We start from the raw sequence: 24,566 nt of genomic DNA, 5'->3' as shown, positions 1-24,566 counted from the left end.
CTTTGAAAACTCCTTTTGTATTTTTTGTTCACAGTCCTCCTTTTTTGATTTTTATTTTTCAATTGCGTAAAACGCAAAAAAACCGAATGTGCGATAACGCTCAATCAGTTTAAATTGGACACTAAATGTCCCCTTATATAATTTTTAACACGCAAAAATAGCCAATAGGCTTTCTGCTTCATCAATCAAACGATTTAAACAGACACTTAGTGCCTCCCTGTTTGTTTATATCCCAATACACGACTACGCTTGTGGTAATTCCAATGTATTTAATGGGTGCATCATATGTTCATTTACGTCATTGCGTAATCAAGACTTCTGATGCAAAATTGCGTTTAAAACGCTTTTATGCTGTAACTTCTTACGTTATATCTCCCTATGAGACAGTGAAGGTAAGTACAAACAGCACTCTAGCAAAAATTGAATAATCTCACGTCATAAACAAAACAAATTGCCAGTGGAGGTGAGCATAGACCACGCTAGAGCATGTCGAAAAGGTAAATATTTATATTTTACAATATACCATTTTCGACCCTCCAAATCTAGCAAAAACACTACCGCACCAGCTACGCTGGCTTGCTGTACTCGATTCAAAAAGGAAAGAATTCCTATTCCTTTTTGAATCTGCGTTACAATTTAAAAAATCCCCCTTACAAAACTAATAATAGTAATTACATTAGCAATTACGCCAAGGACATATAAAAAGAAAAATACCTTTTTCATATATACAAAACACCTCCAATCTACTAAATGCTTTATCATAGACTAGAAGGTTTCTAATTATTCCATTGATTTAGTTCTATATAAAAAAGCCCACTACTTTTTGTCATAAAGTAATGGGCTTATTCACTCCTCTGTAGTAAATAAATTATCCCTTTTTCATTTCCTCTAATTCTTTTCTAATCGCATTTTCTACAATTTCGTAAACATTTTTATCATGAATGACTGCTTGTATTTTTAAGTCTTTCAAGAGTTCTATATTTATGTCAAAAGAAGAACGTTTCCTAACAACCTTAATTCGTTCTTTCGTTAATTCCTTTGTTTGTTCGTTTAAATAAACCTTAGAAACAACGTTTGTTTGCACCTTCGTTGGAACGTTCGCATTCTCTTTTTTTACGCTTCTACTTTGGTCAATAAACTCTGTATACTCTTTGTTTAATGGTTCTTGACCCGATCCCATGAACGTCCATCCAGTTCTTCGATTAAACACATAGCCTGCTTTTTTAAGTGCCTTACTTAACTTTTCTTTCCCTACAGAAAGTTCTTTCCCTAAGTCAGCCAATGCTTTACTATGCTTTAATGCTTCTATAATTTCCCCTATTTTCAAACCAGTACCCCCTTTAATTGACATTCTCTAATATTTCGATAAATATGCAGTATCACCTTGTTAGGATTTTAAAAAGTAAATAAGTGCTGTGCTTGCTTTTACACGGATCAACCACAGCACTTATAACTTCGATGTCAAAAAAATCGTTAGAATGTTATATGAACCCGAAAAAAATCGAATACATCTTAATATCTGCTCATATCGTTAAATGAGAGGAGATGGGGTTTATTAGAAAAAGTCCTTATTGTAGTCTTAAGCATCATGGGGGTTCTTCTATTAAACTTCGGATTAGCAACGTTAAATAGTTCTGCTGAAAAAAACATTAGTCCACCACAAAAAAATGCCGACGTTAAAATGATGGAAAAGATAGAAGAAAAACTGTCAGGAAAAATATGACATAAGTGGAGTTAGTATTAAAATACACGTTGATAATAATACAAAAGATATATATATAGGCGTTCTTGGAAATCAAGAGTATTATGATTCAGTGAAACAGGAAGTAAAAGACATTGTGAAAAGTTTAATTAAGTCTACTAAATTTGAAGCTTATAACGTTAATGTAAAAAAAAGTGAAAGCCCAATGGTAAACAAAGAACTGTTGGAAAGACATAATTTAATAAGTGAAATAGGCAAAACTATAGATAACGATATATCTAAGGCTCATTCAAATTACTTTGACAAAATAAATATGAGTATTACCCCACCAGATTCTCCCCCAGAACTAATTATTGAAGTAGATACATTCCTAGAAAGAAACAACCAAGAAACTATTGGCAAGGAAATAGAAAATACAATTCATACAACGTTAGGGAAAAAGCTATTTTCTAATAAACTTGTAAATGAAAGTACTGTTAAAATATACATCTATAACAAACATAAAGAAAAAATAAACACATCTTTTTAAAAGATGTGTTTATTTTTTAAAAAGGCCATTATTTCTTTTACCGAAGAAATAATGGCTTTGCCCTTCACATACCTTTGGGGAAAGGTAGTGGACGATTTACTGTTCATAATCATTATGCATCTGAATTTCGATAAAATCTAATAAAACCAATCAATCGATTACTTAAAGTATTAAAAGTAACTTTATTTTATTGACCACTTTCCATCACAATCAGGACATTGCCAATACAAAATTCGATCGGCTTTTACCGTGGTCATGCCAATTTTTCTTGTAAAATGTGTGGCATTATAGGATTTTTGCTGTTCTTCTGGTATGGCATCCCCCCTGTAAATTGGTATGACAGTGCGGACAATACTCTAAACTATCATTCAACAAATCCTGCTCTCCTCCTTCATGAAAGGTTCTGATGGTCGACATAATCGATCTCCATAAGGTAAACATAAAAGGACTTTCATTCGGAAAGTCCTTTTCAATCCCCTTTGTTTTTGATTTAAATATCCAAAAATTCCCTTAATCAATATGAATAATTACCAGTAATTTTCTCATATTATGACTATAGCTGAAAAGGAGCTGTTAAATAAATGAGAAAAAAATTTTCATCAAAATGTTCGTATTTCTAGTCTGTGTTTCTGTAGTAGTTCTGTCTGCTGTTTTTGTCAAACAATCTCACTCTTTCGCAAATGAGATTAAAAAAGTTCAAACGGAAACTCTTAACATCAGTAAAGAAGAATTAGAACTCTCTAAGTTGATGGATAATATCGGCAAAGAATTAAAGAAAGAAAACTTGCAATTTACGTTACAACATGGGGAATTGAACAATAAACCTGTTGAATTCACAGTAAAATTCCCTGTTGAACAAAAAGTAGATAAAGCTTTAAAAGACAAGATACAGAGTATAGCTTCTAGTGTAATAAAGAAAAACAAATTTAACCCAGAACAAATTAAAATTAATGTAATTAATGTTCTCTCTGAAACACAAGATTTTAAATCCCAAATAGACGATTTAGGTGGTCAGATTGGGCTTAAATTAATTGAAAATAACTACAAAGCATTTGCGATAGAACCTAATGCTTTATCTGAAAAAGAAGCTAAAATACACATTAAATTACCTGTTGAAAATCTTGATGAAAGTACTAAGTTGAAAATACAAAAGATAGCAACAGAAGTTATACAAGAACACAATTTTGATCTATCGAAATTTACGATTAATGTTCAAGGATATTTAGAAGGTCAAACATATTAAATTTACATTCCAAATTGTATTCCATTACTATTACCTGCACATGGTGCATATTGATATGCTGAAGCATAATAGAAACCAGGTTTTAAATATTCCGTTACTGTAGAAGTACCATTAGTTGCATTTAGATATGAACTTGCAACGACTTCATCAGTACCGAATTTAGTAATATCAAATTTTACAGTATTCCCCGGATTACTTTTAACAATAAAAACAACTTTACCAGTTTGTAAATTTTGTTCAAATATAGTTAATGAAACATTGGTACATGCAGCTAAAGCTGAAGCTTCTGTTCCTTCAGAAGTTTCAGCTTTAGCCGTATTTACTCCTGTAAAACCAAATAACCCTGTAATCAAAAAGATAGTTAACACAGTAAGAATCATTTTTTTCTTCAACATACTAACACACTCCAATCTATCAATTTATACATTACCTAAATATATAAATTCTACCAATATTTATTATATCCTTCTTAATTCGAGATAGTTTTACTTACCTCTTCGCTCATCTTTTCTCAAATAGCAAACCATACAAATACCCCCCCTCTACCTTGTGCAGAAGGTAAAGGGGGGGTATGCATCTAGTATAACATTACCTAGCCAATCAATCATCACTACATGCCAAAATTTTATACATGCACCATACATGATCAGTTGACATAACAACCAAAGAAGGAAGTTATCTTTCAATCCAAATCCGTATCATAGCAAGGTTTATAAAGAATCCCCTACCACATCCCGTATGCATTTTTTATACATTGTTGGTAGAACGCTAGTTGTAGCCATTCCAGTACCCAAAAAACTGTATAAAATCCTGCATAAAAAAGCATTGCCATACACTTCTATGGATATAAGCGAATGCGTGAAGTTGTTGCAGCTGCAAGTATTATTTTTCAATAAAGAGAAGTTTAAGAATTTATGGTTTAAAAAAAGTGTCGATAAATAAATTAATTTTTATCGACACCCTTATAGATTATTTAATTTTAACTAACTGACCCTGTTGAAGAACAGTAGAAAGTTACTCGAATATTTGTAGTATCATTAAGTCCATTATAACTCCAAGCACCTGAAACATCCAAGATCATTGTTCTATTGCCATCCTGTAGGATTGGATTATAACTTATTTGAGACCATGTTCCTGGATTTGAAGAAGATCTAACATAGTTAAGATTAGGTGAAAACACTTGTCGGTCACTAACAAGAATTGTATTAAAAGAAGCACTTACTGTAACTTTAACATCTGTATTTTTTAATTTAACTGAAGCTGACTTTGAAGCGACAGTTGTTGCCAAAGGTTTAATACCTGTGTCCGGTTCTACAACCCACTCTGCATTGGCCATATCTGTTGCTATTTCTTTGAAATCTTCTGGTGTCACCCATTCTGTAGATTTCCAATCTTCGAATGCTGTAAGTTTTAAGTCTGAACCATACAAAGAATTTGTCTCTTCAACAATAGAAACATATTCTTTGTAATACAATTCTTTTTGTTCCTGTGTTAAATTTGCTGCTGACGCATTACCCAAAAAACTAAATACAATAAGTGTTGCAAATAACGCTGTGAAAATTTTACTTATTTTTGACATAATATCCCTCCTATAGGTGAAGTATAGGATACTAGGTTTTAAAAATATATAGTTTCGACCAAAATGTCAAAATAAAACAAGGTCTAATCCAAAGCCTTCCTATTTACAGGGGCTTCTGGTGCCCTCTCAAGCCCGAATGGATAAACCAAGTGTGAATATATCCATAGATACTCCTCTCCCAATGTACTACTGTTTTCTTGCATCGCATACGCTCGCAACACCCACTATATAAAGAGCCATTTCGTGACCCCCCTATAAAAAGGCTCTACGATAACGTGTCACAATACAAAGCGATGTACCTACGTCACAGACGCTCGCAAGCACCCACTATATAAAGAGCCATTTCGTGACCCCCCCTATAAAACGGCTCTACGACAACGTTTCACAGTAGAAAGCGATATTTCTAATTGCTCTGCTATTTGTTTATTTGAGACTCCTTGTTCATGTAATTCTTGTACACGCTCAATCAAAGATAGCTTGTCCTTTTGTCTTTTTGTTAGACCATTTTCTGAACGTCGTGAAGCCTTCCTACGTTCATTATTACGTGCATATTTAATATCTTTGGAGATTATGGTTTTTAAATGTACCTGCTCGTCCTCTGTTATCTCTAGCAAATCTATTAATGTTTCATTCTTGTAGTTATAACCCTTAGTTTTGTCCTCTAAATGGTCGTAATATGCCCTTACAGATGATTTAACAAGGCTCTTTACCTCTTTTTCCTCTAACGGCTCTACAAAGTCTTCATTGAGGTTTAACGTGTAATACAGGGCTACTTGCTCCACTTGATGGATCTGCATCATAAAATAGTGATAGATAAATAGAAACTTGTCACGCATCCCACGAACATCATAATTACGTAATTTACAGACAGTCTTTAAATCCTCACTACGAGCCTTGTACAGCGTGTAAGCATTGTACAGGTATTTTAGCTTCCCTTTTTTTCAGAAGCCCTTACAGGGGCTTTCGATGCCCTCTCAAGCCCAAATGGATAAACTAACTCTCTAAACATTGCCATTGTGTAGATAGCATCTGCATTATGTTCCAATATCGTCACACGTTTATTCGCTTTTGTATTCATTGTCGTTGGTACACGCAATACCCTTGCTATATCTTTCGCACCGTAATCAGCTCCAACATCTGCAAAAAGGTCACAAATATACTGCTGTACTGCACTATAAAGGTTTTTTGTTTGTTTATATTTCCCTGGAACATCCTCAATTTTAAAAATGAGATAAATTCCACGTCCCGAATCAATAATATAAGTCGGTTTCACTATCCGTTCATGCTCGATATGATGCTGTAAAGTATGCATCACATCATCAAACGACACACCGTGTTTATAGTAATCTATGTCAACATAAAAGGCGTTCAAATGACGTACAGAACGTACATTACGTTGGGGCTTATAATATGTATTTACTGACAAATAACAATTCACATCATAATCTATTGCATTTATCCAATCTAATACAGTCACCATACGCTGTTTATAGATACCATCTACTTTTGTGCCAACAGCTACATAACCACCTTCATTGCCTTTGGGATACATCAGTGTACTATAGTCAATTAATATTGCATTTTCTTCACAAACCGTGGTATCATACGTTTGTATATACATTAGAAAAACTCCTTTCTTTAACCTCGTTAGAGAAGGGACATAAAAGCCCCCATGTTCTGGTTTTGAATTCGACACTCTAATCATAGCATAGGGCTTTTTTTCTTGCCCATTTTTTTCGACAATACATATCCGTGTTGCAGTCGATCCGTGCCAAAAAGAACGCACGGGCCAACCGCAGCACTCCCTTTATTCCCTCAAATAAACCATTGCCAGTCTCCAACGATTATTTCCATGCCCTAATTCACTATGAACTTGGTTCATGACCGCACGTGTACTTTCGTACAACTCCTTATCATGCTCTGACACCATGCCATAATCGGCTTTACGACCAATTGACCGATTATCTAAAATCCTATCCATCATATTTTTTGCTCAGCTGAAGCAAGCTGTGCAAAACGGTCACGTGCATACGAATGTCGAAATCCATGACAACCTCGCCCTGCCTGTTCAATCCCTGCTTTTTTACAAGCTGTATGAACCCCTTTGCGCACCGTATCATAAGAAACAGCCACAAGCCTATCTGTTGGTTCTTTCCCTGTTAAAAAGCTCTGTAACGACTCGATAAAATCTTTTGGTACGTCAACCTCACGAAATCGCCCTCCCTTGGTAATGCCTGCCCCCTTTTTATCAGGAATATTTAGCTGTAGCCCTCCGTTTTTCGCCACAAAATGCTCCACACGGATATTGACAGCTTCTTTTACTCTCAATCCAAGTTGGCTCATTAAATCAACGGCTTTCGATACTTCTGCAGAAACTTGTTTTTTTATAGCATCTATCTCCCAACGCTCATACGAGCGATTTTGCAAGCTTTCGTTTCGTTCTAGTACATAAAGACGGTTTTCTGTACAAAAACCTGCAAAATCGCTCTCACCCTCTTTAGAAGCCATTTTATGACCATGTTCTAAGAGTCGTAAGGACGTTTCCACGTTAATCATGTGCCCTTTGGAGATGCCTTTGTCCTCAAGATAAGCAAAATAGGCTTTATAGTGTTGCTCCGTTAGGTGGTCCAACTTACGAACCCCATGTTCAGCCCTCACCCATTTGACGAAGTTTTGGCAATCTGACATGCTGTTGGATTTTTGCTTTAACGAATGAATGCCTTTGATCCCCTCTTTGCGAGCGTCTTTTTTCGAGTGTCCAATCATATCAATCGCATCCAATGCAGTCTTCACATCATGCACGATGGATGCTCTCGCCTTGCTATTTCTTGACCTTTTTCTACTCAAAACTTTCACCTCCTCTCAAATTTGGCATCTCTCAATCCACCTTAGGGTGCGTGGCTCTGTTGAGCCACTTACCCTAAGGTGGGGTATCGCATCATATGTATTTGTGTAAAAAATAAGGTAATCGGTATATCAGCTTAAAACATCCGCTCAAGCCTTAACAGGCGAGCTAAAAAGCATGTCGTTGCTTTGCAACGAAGACAGCAAGCTGTCCAATGTTACGCTGCTACGCAACGTAAATCAGCTAACGCTGATAGAAAATCAAAACCCTTTGCTCGTACCGAGCAATTAATAAAACATAAAAAATTTAACAATCTGTTCTTTGTTGGTTCGTTCAAATAAACCTTAGAACCAACGTTCATTTGAACCTTCGTTGTAACGTTCGTAAGCTTTAATTTCTTTTCATACCCTCTTTGAAAACTCCTTTTGTATTTTTTGTTCACAGTCCTCCTTTTTTGATTTTTATTTTTCAATTGCGTAAAACGCAAAAAAACCGAATGTGCGATAACGCTCAATCAGTTTAAATTGGACACTAAATGTCCCCTTATATAATTTTTAACACGCAAAAATAGCCAATAGGCTTTCTGCTTCATCAATCAAACGATTTAAACAGACACTTAGTGCCTCCCTGTTTGTTTATATCCCAATACACGACTACGCTTGTGGTAATTCCAATGTATTTAATGGGTGCATCATATGTTCATTTACGTCATTGCGTAATCAAGACTTCTGATGCCAAAATTGCGTTTAAAACGCTTTTATGCTGTAACTTCTTACGTTATATCTCCCTATGAGACAGTGAAGGTAAGTACAAACAGCACTCTAGCAAAAATTGAATAATCTCACGTCATAAACAAAACAAATTGCCAGTGGAGGTGAGCATAGACCACGCTAGAGCATGTCGAAAAGGTAAATATTTATATTTTACAATATACCATTTTCGACCCTCCAAATCTAGCAAAAACACTACCGCACCAGCTACGCTGGCTTGCTGTACTCGATTCAAAAAGGAAAGAATTCCTATTCCTTTTTGAATCTGCGTTACAATTTAAAAAATCCCCCTTACAAAACTAATAATAGTAATTACATTAGCAATTACGCCAAGGACATATAAAAAGAAAAATACCTTTTTCATATATACAAAACACCTCCAATCTACTAAATGCTTTATCATAGACTAGAAGGTTTCTAATTATTCCATTGATTTAGTTCTATATAAAAAAGCCCACTACTTTTTGTCATAAAGTAATGGGCTTATTCACTCCTCTGTAGTAAATAAATTATCCCTTTTTCATTTCCTCTAATTCTTTTCTAATCGCATTTTCTACAATTTCGTAAACATTTTTATCATGAATGACTGCTTGTATTTTTAAGTCTTTCAAGAGTTCTATATTTATGTCAAAAGAAGAACGTTTCCTAACAACCTTAATTCGTTCTTTCGTTAATTCCTTTGTTTGTTCGTTTAAATAAACCTTAGAAACAACGTTTGTTTGCACCTTCGTTGGAACGTTCGCATTCTCTTTTTTTTACGCTTCTACTTTGGTCAATAAACTCTGTATACTCTTTGTTTAATGGTTCTTGACCCGATCCCATGAACGTCCATCCAGTTCTTCGATTAAACACATAGCCTGCTTTTTTAAGTGCCTTACTTAACTTTTCTTTCCCTACAGAAAGTTCTTTCCCTAAGTCAGCCAATGCTTTACCATGCTTTAATGCTTCTATAATTTCCCCTATTTTCAAACCAGTACCCCCCTTTAATTGACATTCTCTAATATTTCGATAAATATGCAGTATCACCTTGTTAGGATTTTAAAAAAGTAAATAAGTGCTGTGCTTGCTTTTACACGGATCAACCACAGCACTTATAACTTCGATGTCAAAAAAATCGTTAGAATGTTATATGAACCCGAAAAAAATCGAATACATCTTAATATCTGCTCATATCGTTAAATGAGAGGAGATGGGGTTTATTAGAAAAAAAGTCCTTATTGTAGTCTTAAGCATCATGGGGGTTCTTCTATTAAACTTCGGATTAGCAACGTTAAATAGTTCTGCTGAAAAAAACATTAGTCCACCACAAAAAAATGCCGACGTTAAAATGATGGAAAAGATAGAAGAAAAACTGTCAGGAAAATATGACATAAGTGGAGTTAGTATTAAAATACACGTTGATAATAATACAAAAGATATATATATAGGCGTTCTTGGAAATCAAGAGTATTATGATTCAGTGAAACAGGAAGTAAAAGACATTGTGAAAAGTTTAATTAAGTCTACTAAATTTGAAGCTTATAACGTTAATGTAAAAAAAAGTGAAAGCCCAATGGTAAACAAAGAACTGTTGGAAAGACATAATTTAATAAGTGAAATAGGCAAAACTATAGATAACGATATATCTAAGGCTCATTCAAATTACTTTGACAAAATAAATATGAGTATTACCCCACCAGATTCTCCCCCAGAACTAATTATTGAAGTAGATACATTCCTAGAAAGAAACAACCAAGAAACTATTGGCAAGGAAATAGAAAATACAATTCATACAACGTTAGGGAAAAAGCTATTTTCTAATAAACTTGTAAATGAAAGTACTGTTAAAATATACATCTATAACAAACATAAAGAAAAAATAAACACATCTTTTTAAAAGATGTGTTTATTTTTAAAAAGGCCATTATTTCTTTTACCGAAGAAATAATGGCTTTGCCCTTCACATACCTTTGGGGAAAGGTAGTGGACGATTTACTGTTCATAATCATTATGCATCTGAATTTCGATAAAATCTAATAAAACCAATCAATCGATTACTTAAAGTATTAAAAGTAACTTTATTTTATTGACCACTTTCCATCACAATCAGGACATTGCCAATACAAAATTCGATCGGCTTTTACCGTGGTCATGCCAATTTTTCTTGTAAAATGTGTGGCATTATAGGATTTTTGCTGTTCTTCTGGTATGGCATCCCCCTGTAAATTGGTATGACAGTGCGGACAATACTCTAAACTATCATTCAACAAATCCTGCTCTCCTCCTTCATGAAAGGTTCTGATGGTCGACATAATCGATCTCCATAAGGTAAACATAAAAGGACTTTCATTCGGAAAGTCCTTTTCAATCCCCTTGTTTTTGATTTAAATATCCAAAAATTCCCTTAATCAATATGAATAATTACCAGTAATTTTCTCATATTATGACTATAGCTGAAAAGGAGCTGTTAAATAAATGAGAAAAAAATTTTCATCAAAATGTTCGTATTTCTAGTCTGTGTTTCTGTAGTAGTTCTGTCTGCTGTTTTTGTCAAACAATCTCACTCTTTCGCAAATGAGATTAAAAAAGTTCAAACGGAAACTCTTAACATCAGTAAAGAAGAATTAGAACTCTCTAAGTTGATGGATAATATCGGCAAAGAATTAAAGAAAGAAAACTTGCAATTTACGTTACAACATGGGGAATTGAACAATAAACCTGTTGAATTCACAGTAAAATTCCCTGTTGAACAAAAAGTAGATAAAGCTTTAAAAGACAAGATACAGAGTATAGCTTCTAGTGTAATAAAGAAAAACAAATTTAACCCAGAACAAATTAAAATTAATGTAATTAATGTTCTCTCTGAAACACAAGATTTTAAATCCCAAATAGACGATTTAGGTGGTCAGATTGGGCTTAAATTAATTGAAAATAACTACAAAGCATTTGCGATAGAACCTAATGCTTTATCTGAAAAAGAAGCTAAAATACACATTAAATTACCTGTTGAAAATCTTGATGAAAGTACTAAGTTGAAAATACAAAAGATAGCAACAGAAGTTATACAAGAACACAATTTTGATCTATCGAAATTTACGATTAATGTTCAAGGATATTTAGAAGGTCAAACATATTAAATTTACATTCCAAATTGTATTCCATTACTATTACCTGCACATGGTGCATATTGATATGCTGAAGCATAATAGAAACCAGGTTTTAAATATTCCGTTACTGTAGAAGTACCATTAGTTGCATTTAGATATGAACTTGCAACGACTTCATCAGTACCGAATTTAGTAATATCAAATTTTACAGTATTCCCCGGATTACTTTTAACAATAAAAACAACTTTACCAGTTTGTAAATTTTGTTCAAATATAGTTAATGAAACATTGGTACATGCAGCTAAAGCTGAAGCTTCTGTTCCTTCAGAAGTTTCAGCTTTAGCCGTATTTACTCCTGTAAAACCAAATAACCCTGTAATCAAAAAGATAGTTAACACAGTAAGAATCATTTTTTTCTTCAACATACTAACACACTCCAATCTATCAATTTATACATTACCTAAATATATAAATTCTACCAATATTTATTATATCCTTCTTAATTCGAGATAGTTTTACTTACCTCTTCGCTCATCTTTTCTCAAATAGCAAACCATACAAATACCCCCCTCTACCTTGTGCAGAAGGTAAAGGGGGGGGTATGCATCTAGTATAACATTACCTAGCCAATCAATCATCACTACATGCCAAAATTTTATACATGCACCATACATGATCAGTTGACATAACAACCAAAGAAGGAAGTTATCTTTCAATCCAAATCCGTATCATAGCAAGGTTTATAAAGAATCCCCCTACCACATCCCGTATGCATTTTTTATACATTGTTGGTAGAACGCTAGTTGTAGCCATTCCAGTACCCAAAAAACTGTATAAAATCCTGCATAAAAAAGCATTGCCATACACTTCTATGGATATAAGCGAATGCGTGAAGCTGTTGCAGCTGCAAGTATTATTTTTCAATAAAGAGAAGTTTAAGAATTTATGGTTTAAAAAAAGTGTCGATAAATAAATTAATTTTTATCGACACCCTTATAGATTATTTAATTTTAACTAACTGACCCTGTTGAAGAACAGTAGAAAGTTACTCGAATATTTGTAGTATCATTAAGTCCATTATAACTCCAAGCACCTGAAACATCCAAGATCATTGTTCTATTGCCATCCTGTAGGATTGGATTATAACTTATTTGAGACCATGTTCCTGGATTTGAAGAAGATCTAACATAGTTAAGATTAGGTGAAAACACTTGTCGGTCACTAACAAGAATTGTATTAAAAGAAGCACTTACTGTAACTTTAACATCTGTATTTTTTAATTTAACTGAAGCTGACTTTGAAGCGACAGTTGTTGCCAAAGGTTTAATACCTGTGTCCGGTTCTACAACCCACTCTGCATTGGCCATATCTGTTGCTATTTCTTTGAAATCTTCTGGTGTCACCCATTCTGTAGATTTCCAATCTTCGAATGCTGTAAGTTTTAAGTCTGAACCATACAAAGAATTTGTCTCTTCAACAATAGAAACATATTCTTTGTAATACAATTCTTTTTGTTCCTGTGTTAAATTTGCTGCTGACGCATTACCCAAAAAACTAAATACAATAAGTGTTGCAAATAACGCTGTGAAAATTTTACTTATTTTTGACATAATATCCCTCCTATAGGTGAAGTATAGGATACTAGGTTTTAAAAATATATAGTTTCGACCAAAATGTCAAAATAAAACAAGGTCTAATCCAAAGCCTTCCTATTTACAGGGGCTTCTGGTGCCCTCTCAAGCCCGAATGGATAAACCAAGTGTGAATATATCCATAGATACTCCTCTCCCAATGTACTACTGTTTTCTTGCATCGCATACGCTCGCAACACCCACTATATAAAGAGCCATTTCGTGACCCCCCTATAAAAAGGCTCTACGATAACGTGTCACAATACAAAGCGATGTACCTACGTCACAGACGCTCGCAAGCACCCACTATATAAAGAGCCATTTCGTGACCCCCCCTATAAAACGGCTCTACGACAACGTTTCACAGTAGAAAGCGATATTTCTAATTGCTCTGCTATTTGTTTATTTGAGACTCCTTGTTCATGTAATTCTTGTACACGCTCAATCAAAGATAGCTTGTCCTTTTGTCTTTTTGTTAGACCATTTTCTGAACGTCGTGAAGCCTTCCTACGTTCATTATTACGTGCATATTTAATATCTTTGGAGATTATGGTTTTTAAATGTACCTGCTCGTCCTCTGTTATCTCTAGCAAATCTATTAATGTTTCATTCTTGTAGTTATAACCCTTAGTTTTGTCCTCTAAATGGTCGTAATATGCCCTTACAGATGATTTAACAAGGCTCTTTACCTCTTTTTCCTCTAACGGCTCTACAAAGTCTTCATTGAGGTTTAACGTGTAATACAGGGCTACTTGCTCCACTTGATGGATCTGCATCATAAAATAGTGATAGATAAATAGAAACTTGTCACGCATCCCACGAACATCATAATTACGTAATTTACAGACAGTCTTTAAATCCTCACTACGAGCCTTGTACAGCGTGTAAGCATTGTACAGGTATTTTAGCTTCCCTTTTTTTTCAGAAGTCCTTACAGGGGCTTTCGATGCCCTCTCAAGCCCAAATGGATAAACTAACTCTCTAAACATTGCCATTGTGTAGATAGCATCTGCATTATGTTCCAATATCGTCACACGTTTATTCGCTTTTGTATTCATTGTCGTTGGTACACGCAATACCCTTGCTATATCTTTCGCACCGTAATCAGCTCCAACATCTGCAAAAAGGTCACAAATATACTGCTGTACTGCACTATAAAGGTTTTTTGTTTGTTTATATTTCCCTGGAACATCCTCAATTTTAAAAATGAGATAAATTCCACGTCCCGAATCAATAATATAAGTCGGTTTCACTATCCGTTCATGCTCGATATGATGCTGTAAAGTATGCATCACATCATCAAACGACACACCGTGTTTATAGTAATCTATGTCAACATAAAAGGCGTTCAAATGACGTACAGAACGTACATTACGTTGGGGCTTATAATATGTATTTACTGACAAATAACAATTCACATCATAATCTATTGCATTTATCCAATCTAATACAGTCACCATACGCTGTTTATAGATACCATCTACTTTTGTGCCAACAGCTACATAACCACCTTCATTGCCTTTGGGATACATCAGTGTACTATAGTCAATTAATATTGCATTTTCTTCACAAACCGTGGTATCATACGTTTGTATATACATTAGAAAAACTCCTTTCTTTAACCTCGTTAGAGAAGGGACATAAAAAGCCCCCATGTTCTGGTTTTGAATTCGACACTCTAATCATAGCATAGGGCTTTTTTTCTTGCCCATTTTTTTCGACAATACATATCCGTGTTGCAGTCGATCCGTGCCAAAAAGAACGCACGGGCCAACCGCAGCACTCCCTTTATTCCCTCAAATAAACCATTGCCAGTCTCCAACGATTATTTCCATGCCCTAATTCACTATGAACTTGGTTCATGACCGCACGTGTACTTTCGTACAACTCCTTATCATGCTCTGACACCATGCCATAATCGGCTTTACGACCAATTGACCGATTATCTAAAATCCTATCCATCATATTTTTTTGCTCAGCTGAAGCAAGCTGTGCAAAACGGTCACGTGCATACGAATGTCGAAATCCATGACAACCTCGCCCTGCCTGTTCAATCCCTGCTTTTTTACAAGCTGTATGAACCCCTTTGCGCACCGTATCATAAGAAACAGCCACAAGCCTATCTGTTGGTTCTTTCCCTGTTAAAAAGCTCTGTAACGACTCGATAAAATCTTTTGGTACGTCAACCTCACGAAATCGCCCTCCCTTGGTAATGCCTGCCCCCTTTTTATCAGGAATATTTAGCTGTAGCCCTCCGTTTTTCGCCACAAAATGCTCCACACGGATATTGACAGCTTCTTTTACTCTCAATCCAAGTTGGCTCATTAAATCAACGGCTTTCGATACTTCTGCAGAAACTTGTTTTTTTATAGCATCTATCTCCCAACGCTCATACGAGCGATTTTGCAAGCTTTCGTTTCGTTCTAGTACATAAAGACGGTTTTCTGTACAAAAACCTGCAAAATCGCTCTCACCCTCTTTAGAAGCCATTTTATGACCATGTTCTAAGAGTCGTAAGGACGTTTCCACGTTAATCATGTGCCCTTTGGAGATGCCTTTGTCCTCAAGATAAGCAAAATAGGCTTTATAGTGTTGCTCCGTTAGGTGGTCCAACTTACGAACCCCATGTTCAGCCCTCACCCATTTGACGAAGTTTTGGCAATCTGACATGCTGTTGGATTTTGCTTTAACGAATGAATGCCTTTGATCCCCTCTTTGCGAGCGTCTTTTTTCGAGTGTCCAATCATATCAATCGCATCCAATGCAGTCTTCACATCATGCACGATGGATGCTCTCGCCTTGCTATTTCTTGACCTTTTTCTACTCAAAACTTTCACCTCCTCTCAAATTTGGCATCTCTCAATCCACCTTAGGGTGCGTGGCTCTGTTGAGCCACTTACCCTAAGGTGGGGTATCGCATCATATGTATTTGTGTAAAAAATAAGGTAATCGGTATATCAGCTTAAAACATCCGCTCAAGCCTTAACAGGCGAGCTAAAAAAGCATGTCGTTGCTTTGCAACGAAGACAGCAAGCTGTCCAATGTTACGCTGCTACGCAACGTAAATCAGCTAACGCTGATAGAAAATCAAAACCCTTTGCTCGTACCGAGCAATTAATAAAACATAAAAAATTTAACAATCTGTTCTTTGTTGGTTCGTTCAAATAAACCTTAGAACCAACGTTCATTTGAACCTTCGTTGTAACGTTCGTAAGCTTTAATTTCTTTTCATACCCTCTTTGAAAACTCCTTTTGTATTTTTTGTTCACAGTCCTCCTTTTTTGATTTTTATTTTTCAATTGCGTAAAACGCAAAAAAACCGAATGTGCGATAACGCTCAATCAGTTTAAATTGGACACTAAATGTCCCCTTATATAATTTTTAACACGCAAAAATAGCCAATAGGCTTTCTGCTTCATCAATCAAACGATTTAAACAGACACTTAGTGCCTCCCTGTTTGTTTATATCCCAATACACGACTACGCTTGTGGTAATTCCAATGTATTTAATGGGTGCATCATATGTTCATTTACGTCATTGCGTAATCAAGACTTCTGATGCCAAAATTGCGTTTAAAACGCTTTTATGCTGTAACTTCTTACGTTATATCTCCCTATGAGACAGTGAAGGTAAGTACAAACAGCACTCTAGCAAAAATTGAATAATCTCACGTCATAAACAAAACAAATTGCCAGTGGAGGTGAGCATAGACCACGCTAGAGCATGTCGAAAAGGTAAATATTTATATTTTACAATATACCATTTTCGACCCTCCAAATCTAGCAAAAACACTACCGCACCAGCTACGCTGGCTTGCTGTACTCGATTCAAAAAGGAAAGAATTCCTATTCCTTTTTGAATCTGCGTTACAATTTAAAAATCCCCCTTACAAAACTAATAATAGTAATTACATTAGCAATTACGCCAAGGACATATAAAAAGAAAAATACCTTTTTCATATATACAAAACACCTCCAATCTACTAAATGCTTTATCATAGACTAGAAGGTTTCTAATTATTCCATTGATTTAGTTCTATATAAAAAAGCCCACTACTTTTTGTCATAAAGTAATGGGCTTATTCACTCCTCTGTAGTAAATAAATTATCCCTTTTTTCATTTCCTCTAATTCTTTTCTAATCGCATTTTCTACAATTTCGTAAACATTTTTATCATGAATGACTGCTTGTATTTTTAAGTCTTTCAAGAGTTCTATATTTATGTCAAAAGAAGAACGTTTCCTAACAACCTTAATTCGTTCTTTCGTTAATTCCTTTGTTTGTTCGTTTAAATAAACCTTAGAAACAACGTTTGTTTGCACCTTCGTTGGAACGTTCGCATTCTCTTTTTTTACGCTTCTACTTTGGTCAATAAACTCTGTATACTCTTTGTTTAATGGTTCTTGACCCGATCCCATGAACGTCCATCCAGTTCTTCGATTAAACACATAGCCTGCTTTTTTAAGTGCCTTACTTAACTTTTCTTTCCCTACAGAAAGTTCTTTCCCTAAGTCAGCCAATGCTTTACCATGCTTTAATGCTTCTATAATTTCCCCTATTTTCAAACCAGTACCCCCTTTAATTGACATTCTCTAATATTTCGATAAATATGCAGTATCACCTTGTTAGGATTTTAAAAAAGTAAATAAGTGCTGTGCTTGCTTTTACACGGATCAACCACAGCACTTATAACTTCGATGTCAAAAAAATCGTTAGAATGTTATATGAACCCGAAAAAAATCGAATACATCTTAATATCTGCTCATATCGTTAAATGAGAGGAGATGGGGTTTATTAGAAAAAAAGTCCTTATTGTAGTCTTAAGCATCATGGGGGTTCTTCTATTAAACTTCGGATTAGCAACGTTAAATAGTTCTGCTGAAAAAAACATTAGTCCACCACAAAAAAATGCCGACGTTAAAATGATGGAAAAGATAGAAGAAAAACTGTCAGGAAAATATGACATAAGTGGAGTTAGTATTAAAATACACGTTGATAATAATACAAAAGATATATATATAGGCGTTCTTGGAAATCAAGAGTATTATGATTCAGTGAAACAGGAAGTAAAAGACATTGTGAAAAGTTTAATTAAGTCTACTAAATTTGAAGCTTATAACGTTAATGTAAAAAAAGTGAAAGCCCAATGGTAAACAAAGAACTGTTGGAAAGACATAATTTAATAAGTGAAATAGGCAAAACTATAGATAACGATATATCTAAGGCTCATTCAAATTACTTTGACAAAATAAATATGAGTATTACCCCACCAGATTCTCCCCCAGAACTAATTATTGAAGTAGATACATTCCTAGAAAGAAACAACCAAGAAACTATTGGCAAGGAAATAGAAAATACAATTCATACAACGTTAGGGAAAAAGCTATTTTCTAATAAACTTGTAAATGAAAGTACTGTTAAAATATACATCTATAACAAACATAAAGAAAAAATAAACACATCTTTTTAAAAGATGTGTTTATTTTTTAAAAAAGGCCATTATTTCTTTTACCGAAGAAATAATGGCTTTGCCCTTCACATACCTTTGGGGAAAGGTAGTGGACGATTTACTGTTCATAATCATTATGCATCTGAATTTCGATAAAATCTAATAAAACCAATCAATCGATTACTTAAAGTATTAAAAGTAACTTTATTTTATTGACCACTTTCCATCACAATCAGGACATTGCCAATACAAAATTCGATCGGCTTTTACCGTGGTCATGCCAATTTTTCTTGTAAAATGTGTGGCATTATAGGATTTTTGCTGTTCTTCTGGTATGGCATCCCCCTGTAAATTGGTATGACAGTGCAGACAATACTCTAAACTATCATTCAACAAATCCTGCTCTCCTCCTTCATGAAAGGTTCTGATGGTCGACATAATCGATCTCCATAAGGTAAACATAAAAAGGACTTTCATTCGGAAAGTCCTTTTCAATCCCCTTTGTTTTTGATTTAAATATCCAAAAATTCCCTTAATCAATATGAATAATTACCAGTAATTTTCTCATATTATGACTATAGCTGAAAAGGAGCTGTTAAATAAATGAGAAAAAAATTTTCATCAAAATGTTCGTATTTCTAGTCTGTGTTTCTGTAGTAGTTCTGTCTGCTGTTTTTGTCAAACAATCTCACTCTTTCGCAAATGAGATTAAAAAAGTTCAAACGGAAACTCTTAACATCAGTAAAGAAGAATTAGAACTCTCTAAGTTGATGGATAATATCGGCAAAGAATTAAAGAAAGAAAACTTGCAATTTACGTTACAACATGGGGAATTGAACAATAAACCTGTTGAATTCACAGTAAAATTCCCTGTTGAACAAAAAGTAGATAAAGCTTTAAAAGACAAGATACAGAGTATAGCTTCTAGTGTAATAAAGAAAAACAAATTTAACCCAGAACAAATTAAAATTAATGTAATTAATGTTCTCTCTGAAACACAAGATTTTAAATCCCAAATAGACGATTTAGGTGGTCAGATTGGGCTTAAATTAATTGAAAATAACTACAAAGCATTTGCGATAGAACCTAATGCTTTATCTGAAAAAGAAGCTAAAATACACATTAAATTACCTGTTGAAAATCTTGATGAAAGTACTAAGTTGAAAATACAAAAGATAGCAACAGAAGTTATACAAGAACACAATTTTGATCTATCGAAATTTACGATTAATGTTCAAGGATATTTAGAAGGTCAAACATATTAAATTTACATTCCAAATTGTATTCCATTACTATTACCTGCACATGGTGCATATTGATATGCTGAAGCATAATAGAAACCAGGTTTTAAATATTCCGTTACTGTAGAAGTACCATTAGTTGCATTTAGATATGAACTTGCAACGACTTCATCAGTACCGAATTTAGTAATATCAAATTTTACAGTATTCCCCGGATTACTTTTAACAATAAAAACAACTTTACCAGTTTGTAAATTTTGTTCAAATATAGTTAATGAAACATTGGTACATGCAGCTAAAGCTGAAGCTTCTGTTCCTTCAGAAGTTTCAGCTTTAGCCGTATTTACTCCTGTAAAACCAAATAACCCTGTAATCAAAAAGATAGTTAACACAGTAAGAATCATTTTTTTCTTCAACATACTAACACACTCCAATCTATCAATTTATACATTACCTAAATATATAAATTCTACCAATATTTATTATATCCTTCTTAATTCGAGATAGTTTTACTTACCTCTTCGCTCATCTTTTCTCAAATAGCAAACCATACAAATACCCCCCCCTCTACCTTGTGCAGAAGGTAAAGGGGGGGGTATGCATCTAGTATAACATTACCTAGCCAATCAATCATCACTACATGCCAAAATTTTATACATGCACCATACATGATCAGTTGACATAACAACCAAAGAAGGAAGTTATCTTTCAATCCAAATCCGTATCATAGCAAGGTTTATAAAGAATCCCCTACCACATCCCGTATGCATTTTTTATACATTGTTGGTAGAACGCTAGTTGTAGCCATTCCAGTACCCAAAAAACTGTATAAAATCCTGCATAAAAAAGCATTGCCATACACTTCTATGGATATAAGCGAATGCGTGAAGTTGTTGCAGCTGCAAGTATTATTTTTCAATAAAGAGAAGTTTAAGAATTTATGGTTTAAAAAAAGTGTCGATAAATAAATTAATTTTTATCGACACCCTTATAGATTATTTAATTTTAACTAACTGACCCTGTTGAAGAACAGTAGAAAGTTACTCGAATATTTGTAGTATCATTAAGTCCATTATAACTCCAAGCACCTGAAACATCCAAGATCATTGTTCTATTGCCATCCTGTAGGATTGGATTATAACTTATTTGAGACCATGTTCCTGGATTTGAAGAAGATCTAACATAGTTAAGATTAGGTGAAAACACTTGTCGGTCACTAACAAGAATTGTATTAAAAGAAGCACTTACTGTAACTTTAACATCTGTATTTTTTAATTTAACTGAAGCTGACTTTGAAGCGACAGTTGTTGCCAAAGGTTTAATACCTGTGTCCGGTTCTACAACCCACTCTGCATTGGCCATATCTGTTGCTATTTCTTTGAAATCTTCTGGTGTCACCCATTCTGTAGATTTCCAATCTTCGAATGCTGTAAGTTTTAAGTCTGAACCATACAAAGAATTTGTCTCTTCAACAATAGAAACATATTCTTTGTAATACAATTCTTTTTGTTCCTGTGTTAAATTTGCTGCTGACGCATTACCCAAAAAACTAAATACAATAAGTGTTGCAAATAACGCTGTGAAAATTTTACTTATTTTTGACATAATATCCCTCCTATAGGTGAAGTATAGGATACTAGGTTTTAAAAATATATAGTTTCGACCAAAATGTCAAAATAAAACAAGGTCTAATCCAAAGCCTTCCTATTTACAGGGGCTTCTGGTGCCCTCTCAAGCCCGAATGGATAAACCAAGTGTGAATATATCCATAGATACTCCTCTCCCAATGTACTACTGTTTTTCTTGCATCGCATACGCTCGCAACACCCACTATATAAAGAGCCATTTCGTGACCCCCATAAAAAGGCTCTACGATAACGTGTCACAATACAAAGCGATGTACCTACGTCACAGACGCTCGCAAGCACCCACTATATAAAGAGCCATTTCGTGACCCCCCCCATAAAACGGCTCTACGACAACGTTTCACAGTAGAAAGCGATATTTCTAATTGCTCTGCTATTTGTTTATTTGAGACTCCTTGTTCATGTAATTCTTGTACACGCTCAATCAAAGATAGCTTGTCCTTTTGTCTTTTTGTTAGACCATTTTCTGAACGTCGTGAAGCCTTCCTACGTTCATTATTACGTGCATATTTAATATCTTTGGAGATTATGGTTTTTAAATGTACCTGCTCGTCCTCTGTTATCTCTAGCAAATCTATTAATGTTTCATTCTTGTAGTTATAACCCTTAGTTTTGTCCTCTAAATGGTCGTAATATGCCCTTACAGATGATTTAACAAGGCTCTTTACCTCTTTTTCCTCTAACGGCTCTACAAAGTCTTCATTGAGGTTTAACGTGTAATACAGGGCTACTTGCTCCACTTGATGGATCTGCATCATAAAATAGTGATAGATAAATAGAAACTTGTCACGCATCCCACGAACATCATAATTACGTAATTTACAGACAGTCTTTAAATCCTCACTACGAGCCTTGTACAGCGTGTAAGCATTGTACAGGTATTTTAGCTTCCCTTTTTTTTCAGAAGCCCTTACAGGGGCTTTCGATGCCCTCTCAAGCCCAAATGGATAAACTAACTCTCTAAACATTGCCATTGTGTAGATAGCATCTGCATTATGTTCCAATATCGTCACACGTTTATTCGCTTTTGTATTCATTGTCGTTGGTACACGCAATACCCTTGCTATATCTTTCGCACCGTAATCAGCTCCAACATCTGCAAAAAGGTCACAAATATACTGCTGTACTGCACTATAAAGGTTTTTTGTTTGTTTATATTTCCCTGGAACATCCTCAATTTTAAAAATGAGATAAATTCCACGTCCCGAATCAATAATATAAGTCGGTTTCACTATCCGTTCATGCTCGATATGATGCTGTAAAGTATGCATCACATCATCAAACGACACACCGTGTTTATAGTAATCTATGTCAACATAAAAGGCGTTCAAATGACGTACAGAACGTACATTACGTTGGGGCTTATAATATGTATTTACTGACAAATAACAATTCACATCATAATCTATTGCATTTATCCAATCTAATACAGTCACCATACGCTGTTTATAGATACCATCTACTTTTGTGCCAACAGCTACATAACCACCTTCATTGCCTTTGGGATACATCAGTGTACTATAGTCAATTAATATTGCATTTTCTTCACAAACCGTGGTATCATACGTTTGTATATACATTAGAAAAACTCCTTTCTTTAACCTCGTTAGAGAAGGGACATAAAAGCCCCCATGTTCTGGTTTTGAATTCGACACTCTAATCATAGCATAGGGCTTTTTTCTTGCCCATTTTTTTCGACAATACATATCCGTGTTGCAGTCGATCCGTGCCAAAAAGAACGCACGGGCCAACCGCAGCACTCCCTTTATTCCCTCAAATAAACCATTGCCAGTCTCCAACGATTATTTCCATGCCCTAATTCACTATGAACTTGGTTCATGACCGCACGTGTACTTTCGTACAACTCCTTATCATGCTCTGACACCATGCCATAATCGGCTTTACGACCAATTGACCGATTATCTAAAATCCTATCCATCATATTTTTTTGCTCAGCTGAAGCAAGCTGTGCAAAACGGTCACGTGCATACGAATGTCGAAATCCATGACAACCTCGCCCTGCCTGTTCAATCCCTGCTTTTTTACAAGCTGTATGAACCCCTTTGCGCACCGTATCATAAGAAACAGCCACAAGCCTATCTGTTGGTTCTTTCCCTGTTAAAAAGCTCTGTAACGACTCGATAAAATCTTTTGGTACGTCAACCTCACGAAATCGCCCTCCCTTGGTAATGCCTGCCCCCTTTTTATCAGGAATATTTAGCTGTAGCCCTCCGTTTTTCGCCACAAAATGCTCCACACGGATATTGACAGCTTCTTTTACTCTCAATCCAAGTTGGCTCATTAAATCAACGGCTTTCGATACTTCTGCAGAAACTTGTTTTTTTATAGCATCTATCTCCCCAACGCTCATACGAGCGATTTTGCAAGCTTTCGTTTCGTTCTAGTACATAAAGACGGTTTTCTGTACAAAAACCTGCAAAATCGCTCTCACCCTCTTTAGAAGCCATTTTATGACCATGTTCTAAGAGTCGTAAGGACGTTTCCACGTTAATCATGTGCCCTTTGGAGATGCCTTTGTCCTCAAGATAAGCAAAATAGGCTTTATAGTGTTGCTCCGTTAGGTGGTCCAACTTACGAACCCCATGTTCAGCCCTCACCCATTTGACGAAGTTTTGGCAATCTGACATGCTGTTGGATTTTTGCTTTAACGAATGAATGCCTTTGATCCCCTCTTTGCGAGCGTCTTTTTTTCGAGTGTCCAATCATATCAATCGCATCCAATGCAGTCTTCACATCATGCACGATGGATGCTCTCGCCTTGCTATTTCTTGACCTCTGGAGTCTTGTGTCCCAGTTACCAGGTTAACCTTAGCAATACGTAACT

General features: G+C 35.1%; 30 protein-coding genes. 7 read left to right on the top strand and 23 right to left on the bottom strand.

Annotated elements, in window-relative coordinates; translation table 11 throughout:
- Positions 1 to 868 precede the first annotated feature (868 nt).
- Positions 869 to 1,327, bottom strand: coding sequence for a hypothetical protein (locus tag SJW71_RS23710; RefSeq protein WP_431812235.1), 459 nt, complete (start codon positions 1,325 to 1,327; stop codon positions 869 to 871).
- 487 nt (positions 1,328 to 1,814) lie between these two features.
- Between SJW71_RS23710 and SJW71_RS23705 the strand changes: the two genes are divergently transcribed.
- Both SJW71_RS23705 and SJW71_RS23700 read left to right on the top strand, forming a co-directional pair.
- Positions 1,815 to 2,231 (top strand): hypothetical protein, encoded by a 417-nt coding sequence (locus tag SJW71_RS23705; RefSeq protein ID WP_281115580.1) that lies wholly within the window; start codon positions 1,815 to 1,817, stop codon positions 2,229 to 2,231.
- 604 nt (positions 2,232 to 2,835) lie between these two features.
- Positions 2,836 to 3,474: a hypothetical protein gene (locus tag SJW71_RS23700; protein ID WP_431812228.1), complete on the top strand. Its 639-nt coding sequence runs from the start codon at positions 2,836 to 2,838 to the stop codon at positions 3,472 to 3,474.
- A gap of 2 nt (positions 3,475 to 3,476) precedes the next feature.
- Here SJW71_RS23700 and SJW71_RS23695 read toward each other — a convergent pair whose 3' ends face one another.
- From SJW71_RS23695 to SJW71_RS23660, 8 genes are all read right to left on the bottom strand, one after another.
- Positions 3,477 to 3,869, bottom strand: a complete 393-nt coding sequence (locus tag SJW71_RS23695) for a hypothetical protein (protein ID WP_281115583.1) — start codon at positions 3,867 to 3,869, stop codon at positions 3,477 to 3,479.
- Between the two features lie 584 nt (positions 3,870 to 4,453).
- Positions 4,454 to 5,053, bottom strand: a complete 600-nt coding sequence (locus tag SJW71_RS23690; RefSeq protein WP_322612072.1) for a hypothetical protein — start codon at positions 5,051 to 5,053, stop codon at positions 4,454 to 4,456.
- Positions 5,054 to 5,409: 356 nt separating this feature from the next.
- Positions 5,410 to 5,889 carry a helix-turn-helix domain-containing protein gene (locus SJW71_RS23685; protein WP_431812234.1) on the bottom strand — a complete coding sequence of 160 codons (480 nt, stop codon included), beginning with the start codon at positions 5,887 to 5,889 and terminating at the stop codon, positions 5,410 to 5,412.
- An 89-nt stretch (positions 5,890 to 5,978) separates the two neighbouring features.
- Positions 5,979 to 6,674: a hypothetical protein gene (locus SJW71_RS23680; RefSeq protein WP_431812233.1), complete on the bottom strand. Its 696-nt coding sequence runs from the start codon at positions 6,672 to 6,674 to the stop codon at positions 5,979 to 5,981.
- Positions 6,675 to 6,860: 186 nt separating this feature from the next.
- The gene (locus tag SJW71_RS23675; RefSeq protein ID WP_431812232.1) at positions 6,861 to 7,037 is read right to left on the bottom strand and encodes a hypothetical protein; all 177 of its coding nucleotides are present in this window, start codon (positions 7,035 to 7,037) and stop codon (positions 6,861 to 6,863) included.
- A complete protein-coding gene (locus SJW71_RS23670; protein WP_431812231.1) occupies positions 7,034 to 7,900 on the bottom strand; it encodes a tyrosine-type recombinase/integrase in 867 nt (288 codons plus the stop codon). Before SJW71_RS23670 ends, SJW71_RS23675 begins: the two co-directional genes overlap by 4 nt.
- Before the next feature lie 1,277 nt (positions 7,901 to 9,177).
- A complete protein-coding gene (locus tag SJW71_RS23665; protein WP_431812230.1) occupies positions 9,178 to 9,393 on the bottom strand; it encodes a hypothetical protein in 216 nt (71 codons plus the stop codon).
- The gene (locus SJW71_RS23660; protein ID WP_431812229.1) at positions 9,371 to 9,637 is read right to left on the bottom strand and encodes a hypothetical protein; all 267 of its coding nucleotides are present in this window, start codon (positions 9,635 to 9,637) and stop codon (positions 9,371 to 9,373) included. Before SJW71_RS23660 ends, SJW71_RS23665 begins: the two co-directional genes overlap by 23 nt.
- Positions 9,638 to 9,857: 220 nt before the next feature.
- On the opposite strand from SJW71_RS23660, the gene SJW71_RS23655 reads away from it, so the two are divergent.
- A complete protein-coding gene (locus SJW71_RS23655) occupies positions 9,858 to 10,544 on the top strand; it encodes a hypothetical protein (RefSeq protein WP_274797579.1) in 687 nt (228 codons plus the stop codon).
- 181 nt (positions 10,545 to 10,725) lie between these two features.
- On the opposite strand, the gene SJW71_RS23650 is transcribed toward SJW71_RS23655, so the two are convergent.
- Entirely contained in the window at positions 10,726 to 10,959 is a 234-nt protein-coding gene (locus SJW71_RS23650) for a hypothetical protein (protein WP_274797580.1), read from the bottom strand.
- A 186-nt stretch (positions 10,960 to 11,145) separates the two neighbouring features.
- Here SJW71_RS23650 and SJW71_RS23645 point away from each other — a divergent pair, with 186 nt between their 5' ends.
- Complete coding sequence (locus SJW71_RS23645) at positions 11,146 to 11,784, top strand: hypothetical protein (RefSeq protein ID WP_431812228.1); 639 nt, start codon at positions 11,146 to 11,148, stop codon at positions 11,782 to 11,784.
- A gap of 2 nt (positions 11,785 to 11,786) precedes the next feature.
- Here the strand turns inward: SJW71_RS23645 and SJW71_RS23640 are convergent, their stop codons facing one another.
- The 6 genes from SJW71_RS23640 to SJW71_RS23615 form a co-directional block, all read right to left on the bottom strand.
- On the bottom strand, positions 11,787 to 12,179 hold the full coding sequence (locus SJW71_RS23640; protein ID WP_281115583.1) for a hypothetical protein: 393 nt from the start codon (positions 12,177 to 12,179) through the stop codon (positions 11,787 to 11,789).
- A gap of 585 nt (positions 12,180 to 12,764) precedes the next feature.
- The gene (locus SJW71_RS23635) at positions 12,765 to 13,364 is read right to left on the bottom strand and encodes a hypothetical protein (RefSeq protein WP_322612072.1); all 600 of its coding nucleotides are present in this window, start codon (positions 13,362 to 13,364) and stop codon (positions 12,765 to 12,767) included.
- A 356-nt stretch (positions 13,365 to 13,720) separates the two neighbouring features.
- Positions 13,721 to 14,986, bottom strand: coding sequence for a helix-turn-helix domain-containing protein (locus SJW71_RS23630; RefSeq protein ID WP_431812245.1), 1,266 nt, complete (start codon positions 14,984 to 14,986; stop codon positions 13,721 to 13,723).
- 187 nt (positions 14,987 to 15,173) lie between these two features.
- Positions 15,174 to 15,998, bottom strand: coding sequence for a tyrosine-type recombinase/integrase (locus tag SJW71_RS23625; RefSeq protein ID WP_431812244.1), 825 nt, complete (start codon positions 15,996 to 15,998; stop codon positions 15,174 to 15,176).
- 23 nt (positions 15,999 to 16,021) lie between these two features.
- Complete coding sequence (locus tag SJW71_RS23620) at positions 16,022 to 16,213, bottom strand: hypothetical protein (protein WP_431812243.1); 192 nt, start codon at positions 16,211 to 16,213, stop codon at positions 16,022 to 16,024.
- A 1,251-nt stretch (positions 16,214 to 17,464) separates the two neighbouring features.
- Positions 17,465 to 17,950 carry a hypothetical protein gene (locus tag SJW71_RS23615; RefSeq protein ID WP_431812242.1) on the bottom strand — a complete coding sequence of 162 codons (486 nt, stop codon included), beginning with the start codon at positions 17,948 to 17,950 and terminating at the stop codon, positions 17,465 to 17,467.
- A gap of 219 nt (positions 17,951 to 18,169) precedes the next feature.
- Between SJW71_RS23615 and SJW71_RS23610 the strand changes: the two genes are divergently transcribed.
- Both SJW71_RS23610 and SJW71_RS23605 read left to right on the top strand, forming a co-directional pair.
- Positions 18,170 to 18,538, top strand: a complete 369-nt coding sequence (locus SJW71_RS23610; RefSeq protein ID WP_322612076.1) for a hypothetical protein — start codon at positions 18,170 to 18,172, stop codon at positions 18,536 to 18,538.
- Complete coding sequence (locus SJW71_RS23605) at positions 18,532 to 18,855, top strand: hypothetical protein (RefSeq protein ID WP_431812241.1); 324 nt, start codon at positions 18,532 to 18,534, stop codon at positions 18,853 to 18,855. The genes SJW71_RS23610 and SJW71_RS23605 overlap by 7 nt, the downstream gene beginning before the upstream one ends.
- 183 nt (positions 18,856 to 19,038) lie before the next feature.
- Here the strand turns inward: SJW71_RS23605 and SJW71_RS23600 are convergent, their stop codons facing one another.
- Positions 19,039 to 19,272 carry a hypothetical protein gene (locus SJW71_RS23600; protein ID WP_431812240.1) on the bottom strand — a complete coding sequence of 78 codons (234 nt, stop codon included), beginning with the start codon at positions 19,270 to 19,272 and terminating at the stop codon, positions 19,039 to 19,041.
- Between the two features lie 188 nt (positions 19,273 to 19,460).
- Between SJW71_RS23600 and SJW71_RS23595 the strand changes: the two genes are divergently transcribed.
- Positions 19,461 to 20,099 (top strand): hypothetical protein, encoded by a 639-nt coding sequence (locus SJW71_RS23595; protein WP_431812228.1) that lies wholly within the window; start codon positions 19,461 to 19,463, stop codon positions 20,097 to 20,099.
- Positions 20,100 to 20,101: 2 nt separating this feature from the next.
- Here SJW71_RS23595 and SJW71_RS23590 read toward each other — a convergent pair whose 3' ends face one another.
- The 6 genes from SJW71_RS23590 to SJW71_RS23565 all read right to left on the bottom strand — a co-directional run bounded on the left by SJW71_RS23590 (position 20,102) and on the right by SJW71_RS23565 (position 24,484).
- Positions 20,102 to 20,494: a hypothetical protein gene (locus tag SJW71_RS23590; protein WP_281115583.1), complete on the bottom strand. Its 393-nt coding sequence runs from the start codon at positions 20,492 to 20,494 to the stop codon at positions 20,102 to 20,104.
- Positions 20,495 to 21,080: 586 nt separating this feature from the next.
- The gene (locus tag SJW71_RS23585; RefSeq protein ID WP_322612072.1) at positions 21,081 to 21,680 is read right to left on the bottom strand and encodes a hypothetical protein; all 600 of its coding nucleotides are present in this window, start codon (positions 21,678 to 21,680) and stop codon (positions 21,081 to 21,083) included.
- Positions 21,681 to 21,978: 298 nt separating this feature from the next.
- Positions 21,979 to 23,301: a helix-turn-helix domain-containing protein gene (locus SJW71_RS23580; RefSeq protein WP_431812239.1), complete on the bottom strand. Its 1,323-nt coding sequence runs from the start codon at positions 23,299 to 23,301 to the stop codon at positions 21,979 to 21,981.
- A 185-nt stretch (positions 23,302 to 23,486) separates the two neighbouring features.
- The gene (locus SJW71_RS23575; protein WP_431812238.1) at positions 23,487 to 24,008 is read right to left on the bottom strand and encodes a hypothetical protein; all 522 of its coding nucleotides are present in this window, start codon (positions 24,006 to 24,008) and stop codon (positions 23,487 to 23,489) included.
- Between the two features lie 19 nt (positions 24,009 to 24,027).
- Positions 24,028 to 24,312, bottom strand: coding sequence for a hypothetical protein (locus SJW71_RS23570; protein ID WP_431812237.1), 285 nt, complete (start codon positions 24,310 to 24,312; stop codon positions 24,028 to 24,030).
- Positions 24,313 to 24,328: 16 nt separating this feature from the next.
- Positions 24,329 to 24,484 (bottom strand): hypothetical protein, encoded by a 156-nt coding sequence (locus SJW71_RS23565; RefSeq protein ID WP_431812236.1) that lies wholly within the window; start codon positions 24,482 to 24,484, stop codon positions 24,329 to 24,331.
- Positions 24,485 to 24,566 lie beyond the last annotated feature (82 nt).

It is taken from the genome of Lysinibacillus sp. FW12 (assembly GCF_050817245.1).
GTDB lineage: Bacteria > Bacillota > Bacilli > Bacillales_A > Planococcaceae > Lysinibacillus > Lysinibacillus irui.
This window is presented reverse-complemented; position numbering and strand designations above follow the sequence as displayed.